This is a genomic window from Leptospira ainlahdjerensis (assembly GCF_016919175.1).
GTDB classification, from domain to species: domain Bacteria; phylum Spirochaetota; class Leptospiria; order Leptospirales; family Leptospiraceae; genus Leptospira; species Leptospira ainlahdjerensis.
The window spans coordinates 1-5,177 of the sequence record NZ_JAFFPU010000047.1 but is presented as its reverse complement, the minus strand read 5'-3'; the positions used below and the strand labels follow the sequence as shown (position 1 = coordinate 5,177).

At 38.9% G+C, this 5,177-nt stretch carries 7 protein-coding genes and 1 pseudogene; 7 read left to right on the top strand and 1 reads right to left on the bottom strand.

The window, feature by feature from the left end; all coding sequences use genetic code 11:
- Nucleotides 1-20: 20 nt before the first annotated feature.
- Nucleotides 21-857 carry an MORN repeat-containing protein gene (locus tag JWG45_RS13770; protein ID WP_205280276.1) on the top strand — a complete coding sequence of 279 codons (837 nt, stop codon included), beginning with the start codon at nt 21-23 and terminating at the stop codon, nt 855-857.
- A 345-nt stretch (nt 858-1,202) separates the two neighbouring features.
- On the opposite strand, the gene JWG45_RS13765 is transcribed toward JWG45_RS13770, so the two are convergent.
- Nucleotides 1,203-1,607, bottom strand: a complete 405-nt coding sequence (locus JWG45_RS13765) for a helix-turn-helix domain-containing protein (RefSeq protein WP_205280274.1) — start codon at nt 1,605-1,607, stop codon at nt 1,203-1,205.
- A gap of 442 nt (nt 1,608-2,049) precedes the next feature.
- On the opposite strand from JWG45_RS13765, the gene JWG45_RS13760 reads away from it, so the two are divergent.
- The 6 genes and pseudogenes from JWG45_RS13760 to JWG45_RS13735 form a co-directional block, all read left to right on the top strand.
- Nucleotides 2,050-2,271, top strand: coding sequence for a hypothetical protein (locus JWG45_RS13760; RefSeq protein ID WP_205280273.1), 222 nt, complete (start codon nt 2,050-2,052; stop codon nt 2,269-2,271).
- A 62-nt stretch (nt 2,272-2,333) separates the two neighbouring features.
- Nucleotides 2,334-2,486 carry a hypothetical protein gene (locus JWG45_RS13755; RefSeq protein WP_232380692.1) on the top strand — a complete coding sequence of 51 codons (153 nt, stop codon included), beginning with the start codon at nt 2,334-2,336 and terminating at the stop codon, nt 2,484-2,486.
- A 473-nt stretch (nt 2,487-2,959) separates the two neighbouring features.
- The gene (locus JWG45_RS13750; protein WP_205280271.1) at nt 2,960-3,430 is read left to right on the top strand and encodes a hypothetical protein; all 471 of its coding nucleotides are present in this window, start codon (nt 2,960-2,962) and stop codon (nt 3,428-3,430) included.
- Nucleotides 3,420-3,833, top strand: coding sequence for a hypothetical protein (locus JWG45_RS13745; RefSeq protein ID WP_232380690.1), 414 nt, complete (start codon nt 3,420-3,422; stop codon nt 3,831-3,833). The genes JWG45_RS13750 and JWG45_RS13745 overlap by 11 nt, the downstream gene beginning before the upstream one ends.
- Nucleotide 3,834: 1 nt before the next feature.
- A complete protein-coding gene (locus tag JWG45_RS13740; RefSeq protein WP_205280270.1) occupies nt 3,835-4,701 on the top strand; it encodes a hypothetical protein in 867 nt (288 codons plus the stop codon).
- Nucleotides 4,698-5,177: pseudogene (locus tag JWG45_RS13735) on the top strand (transposase); the annotation flags it as partial. The gene JWG45_RS13740 and the pseudogene JWG45_RS13735, both read left to right, overlap by 4 nt.

The window sequence follows — 5,177 nt, the reverse complement described above, 5'->3', positions numbered from 1 at the left end:
GTATATTGAATATTTTCCGTATGAACAGATTACAAAAATTTATTTATATAACGGCTTTCTTATTCTCAATTTCAATTCTTGCGGACGAGAAAGTTAAAACTTGTATCGAAGGTGATTGTCAAAACGGTAAAGGCAAATTGCAAAATAACGAGGGCATTATCTTAGAATCCACATTTAGAAATGGTAAATTAAACGGATTAGTCAAAGGCTATAGGCCAAATGAACCCGATAAAATTTCTATCATGTATTTTATCGAAGGGAAAATTGATGTAACTAAAAAAGTCTCTGATTGGTTTGAAGATGGGGAACATTATGAAGGCTATTACAATTCAGAAATGAATATGCATGGGAAAGGAAAATTAACCTTTTTAGATGGAGATGTTAAATGTATTTATGAGGGGTTTTTTGTTAATGGGAAGAAACAAGGCAATGGAAAACTAGATTGTGAAGATGGAACGCATGAAATAGGTGAATGGAAAAATGATCGGAGACATTTTAATGTCGAGATCGACTTTGTATGTCGATCATTGGAGAGGGTAGACAAGTGGGAAGGAGGTTCCGTTACTGGAAAATTCAAGTTCACTATAATGAGAAATGCAAAAGATCTCGAATCTAATCTTAAAGATTGGAATGGTATCAAAATTTCCGATGACTGGAACGGTTATACGATCGCAGAAGCAATTTATAACGGCAAAGATGTAACAGCGCATTTTCTTCTATTTATCCCTTCTGAACAAGATAAAATTTTCGATGCCTTAGTTTCTAAAAAAAGAGATTTGAATATTCAAGGTATGGCGGTTGGCGTTGCAAATGCAGAAAGAAAATTTCCTGTAATCTTTGTTGAGAAAATAAAATAACGGTCTCGATAGTTTGAAATCGAGATTACAATTTTTCATCTCGATTTCATTTTTATTTTTTAGTTCTACATAACAAAGTTATCCGACATAACTAAGTAAAAATTTTATCTCCCTTTTTCTTTTTTTGTCTGGCGTGTGTCTATACTATACATATATATAGCGAAGACGTTGGATAGAAATGAAACCGCAACTCAAGAAACAAACTCCTCCAAATGAACTAAAACTTAGATTACGAAACGAATTGATAAAATGTCTTTCAGCCGAGGAAGATTTTGACCAAGTATCAGAGATTCTTGCCGCATCTGCGATTCGCTGGATTAGAAGAAAAATGCTTTTCCCAAATCTCTAATTTTTCATTGATCGTATAATTTTTTCCAATGCTTCGATCTGATCATCTGCAAGCGTTGTGTCATTCAATAAGTCTAAAAGTTTTCTGAGTTTCGGATTTCTTTGGCTTTTTATTACAGCTTTCCAAGCTAATTTAGCTTGTTCTTCATTCGAAATTTCTTTTTCGCTAAGGAACATTTTACCTTCGCCAGAGAGGAGCCAAAGTGAATTTAATTTGAATTCATGCTCCATAGCCTTCAGTGCAGAACCAGAAATTCCATGTGTTCCATTTTTCCAGGAACTTATATTTGACCTTGCTACACGAATTCGTTTAGCAAACTCCTCTTGAGTCAAACCTACGGTTTTAAAAAATTCAGAAAAACGTTTAGATATTAATTCATTTATTTTGTCGGATTCAGACATTTTTTACTTGCAAAATTGTCGGTATCCGACAAAGCTCTTTTCAACTGGTTTAAACCTACCGAAAGGATCGGAAATAAAACCAGGGAAATCAAGGAGTTTTCATGGGTTCCGAAAGTTCAGATCAAAAAATCAAAGTGAGATTGAAGACCCTAATTCTCAATCTTCTTTTGCTGATTCCAACATCATATAGTCTCTCCTCTGGTTGGTTGACCTTCGATCTCTACATAATCTCTGGTATAGAAACTGGCGTCATAGTTAAATCGATATCTCTGCTACGGTTCAATCTTGGAACCGCTCTTCGTGAATCTTCTGTCAATCATCGAATCTTTTATATTGGGATTCAGATCTTCTTTTTTCAATTCTTCATTTGTTTTAACGATGATCGAGGATTCTACGTTCGAGCCGATCAGTATCGTTTCCCTAAACTAAAGGAGAATCAGTAATGATCATTCGAAATAATGAAGAGATCAAACGGGCGATAGCGAAAAGAGGCTTTCTTAGATTCAAAGAATGGAGCGACTCCAAGGGACTCAACTATAACTACGCGTTGAAAACTCTCAACGGTCAAGATGCGTATTCAAGTGTTATCAAAGCACTCGAAGAAGATAAATTCGAAATCGTTTGGGAAACACCTGCCACCAAAAAGTTCAAGGAACTTGCGTGATGGAGCCTATCTTCGCAATCAAAAGCCACCGAAGAAAAGTATCTGAATCTATTCAAAGGATTATGGAAAAAACAAAACATGATCCGGTTCAGATTCTTCTCTCACGATGCGCTATCTATGAATACTTCATCGATGATGAAGAACTTAAAGATCGATTCAATCACTGGGTCCAAAAGAAAAAACTTTCGGAAAAAGGAGAAACATTCAATGGCTAACACAACTAAATACGATCGAGTGAGGGGTCGTTTCATTTGCGATCAAGTAGAGTCTTTACGTGAGAAAAATTTGAACGCACGAACTCTATTTGATCGTTGTTGGAATAAAATTCCGGACACTCTGATTCGGAAATTAAATGCTGAAGATCTTCTTCAGTATATTCGACTTCATGTTTTGCCAAGTGAAATTTCAGCAACCATACCTTCTAAATCGAAAGAGGGATACAAAACGAAAAGTCCAAAAAGTCATTCCTTGGAGAAATTCGCATGAGCAGTTCTTTTCCGAAGCTTACAACCTTTGACTCTCTTCCCCTCGGCGGGAGTTCTTCCGCCGAGGAGCTTTTTTCAGAAAAGACAACGGTCTGTAGTGGATGCGGATTTCAACCTACTATCATTTATCAATTCGATCTTTGTAAACCATGTTTGGAGAAATGGTTTGAGAAGCTCAGACCATTACTTGACTCGGTAAGAAAATGACTCTTTTGATTGTAGCGAAATTTTTCTTAGAGAATCCTCTTGTCGCGTTTCGTCCAGCGCAGGTTGCAAGAAACTTAAAACGTCCAGAGAAAACAATCTATAGAACGATTCAAATTCTAATGCAATGGCAGTTCATCGAAGAATATGACGGTTTGTATATTCTAAACGTCGATACGATCGAAGGCAAAAACCCTACTCGTAAATTTTCCGGAACCGGATCGATCGCAATCTTACACCTTCTCTTACCAGGGAAGAGCTTTTTTTCAGGAGAGTTGCGGTTACTTACCGGACTCCAATCGCTACAACGTGCGAAGGTAAAACTGACCTCCTCTAAATTAATCAGTTCAGAAGACGACACTGATCTTTTTGGTGAAAGTTTTCTTTGGCAACTTGCTCCAAAAATTCAAATCAAGTTAGCGCAATGCTTAAGTCATTTGCGCGGACTCAGGAGAATTTATGGAAAATGAAGACATGACATCATTATCAAAATCTAATGATGTCAGAAACCTGGTGCAATTACCAAAATCTAATGGCACCAGGAAAGCCAGAGGGGTTCGCCTACCGGCTGGGATTCGGACAAAAATAAATCCCGTTGAGGGTAAATCTTCAATGAGGGCAATCGCAAAGGCATATAACGTCCAAAGACAGCATTTAGCCGAAACCGCCTATGGAGACCGGAACACTCCTCATCTGATTCAGATTTTGGAAATGGAATTCAATCTTCCGATCGAGGAGATTAGATCGATTTTCAAAAAGGCAAGAGAGGCACGAGCTGAATTCAAAAAACTACAATCAGAAAACGGAATGCGTGTATCACAAAGCGCGGAAGCACAAGCTATTTTAAAAAACATGGGATTCAAGGAGAAATGAGATGACCGAAAAATCGGCGTTAGATGAATACAGAGACGAAATAGGAGAAACCTCTACAGAGGAAACTTCACTAACAATTCCAAGTAAGAATGAGGCGAAGGATTTTTCACCTGAACAAAGAAAGACCCTTGCTCAATTTTACCTTGCTCAAGCAAAGGTAAGTGTTTTCCAAACCGCGATTGCCCTCACTGCAATCCGAAATCTTGAGCTTCATTTAGAACTCGGATACGAAAAGTTTTCGGATTGTATGGAACAAGAACTTGGAATGTCCGGAAGAGTTGCTTCTGAATACGTTTCAGCCGTTGAGACATTTGGGATCGGGGATCGCGTTAAACAGCTTATGGAGGCTTCGCCAAAACGATTCCTTCAGGCCGCTAAAGAAGTGCGTCAAAAGCAAATGGAAGGCGAAATCTTAACACTTTCCGACGGCACGGTTGTTTCCGCAGAAGAGTTTCTCACAGAAAGAATTTCTGCAATGGAAAACTCTTCACAGAGAAAGATTAAATCTCTCGAAACTGAAAAGCAGTCGATTAAAGCCGATGCTGACCTTCTTCGAAGAAAAAATGAATCCCTACAAAAGACCCTCGAAAAGAAAGACGAACAACTCGACGTTCTGAGAAAATCTAAAGACCTCGATCCAGATAAACTTTTAAAAATTAAGAATCAGAGAGAGGCGGAAAAAGTTATCGATGAGTGCAACGCTTCAATACTCGAAGCACTGAATCGAATTGAATCCATCCCGGAAGAAGCACGAAGCGGAGCTTTGGGAATTTATCTTTCGCGGACCACTGCAACGATGGAGATCGGACTCAAGACTCTGAAAATGAATTGGTCGAGCCATCTCTTCCAAGGCGAGACAAGCGAGTGAAACAGTTAGATCCGGATCTATTCTACGACTTCTACTCCGCTTGGAGGGATGCTCCATCGAAACACGCTAAAGGTGAAATGATGCGTAAAGCCTCATCCACTTTTGGACTTTCGGAAGATGCAATTCGGAGAAGATTCGAAAAGTATAATACCGGATCGGATCTCTCCATCGTTGTCGGAGAAAAAAAAGCAAAGCGTAAATCAAATCTGAACCCGGAAAGAATGGATCTTCGAGAAACCGAAGCGAAGATCATCGCGGAAATCGTTTACTCCAATCTTTCCGGAAAAAATCCGAAACCTCTATCGATGGAAATCGCACTACGAAAGGCACGAAACAGCCTACAGATACAACTACCTTGGACAATATCCACAGCGAACCGATGGTTGAATAAACTCGGTATAGGCAGACATGAAATGCAATCCGCAGAAGCGTCGAGGATTTGGAGAGAACCTTATTCCAATTCGACACACATGGTG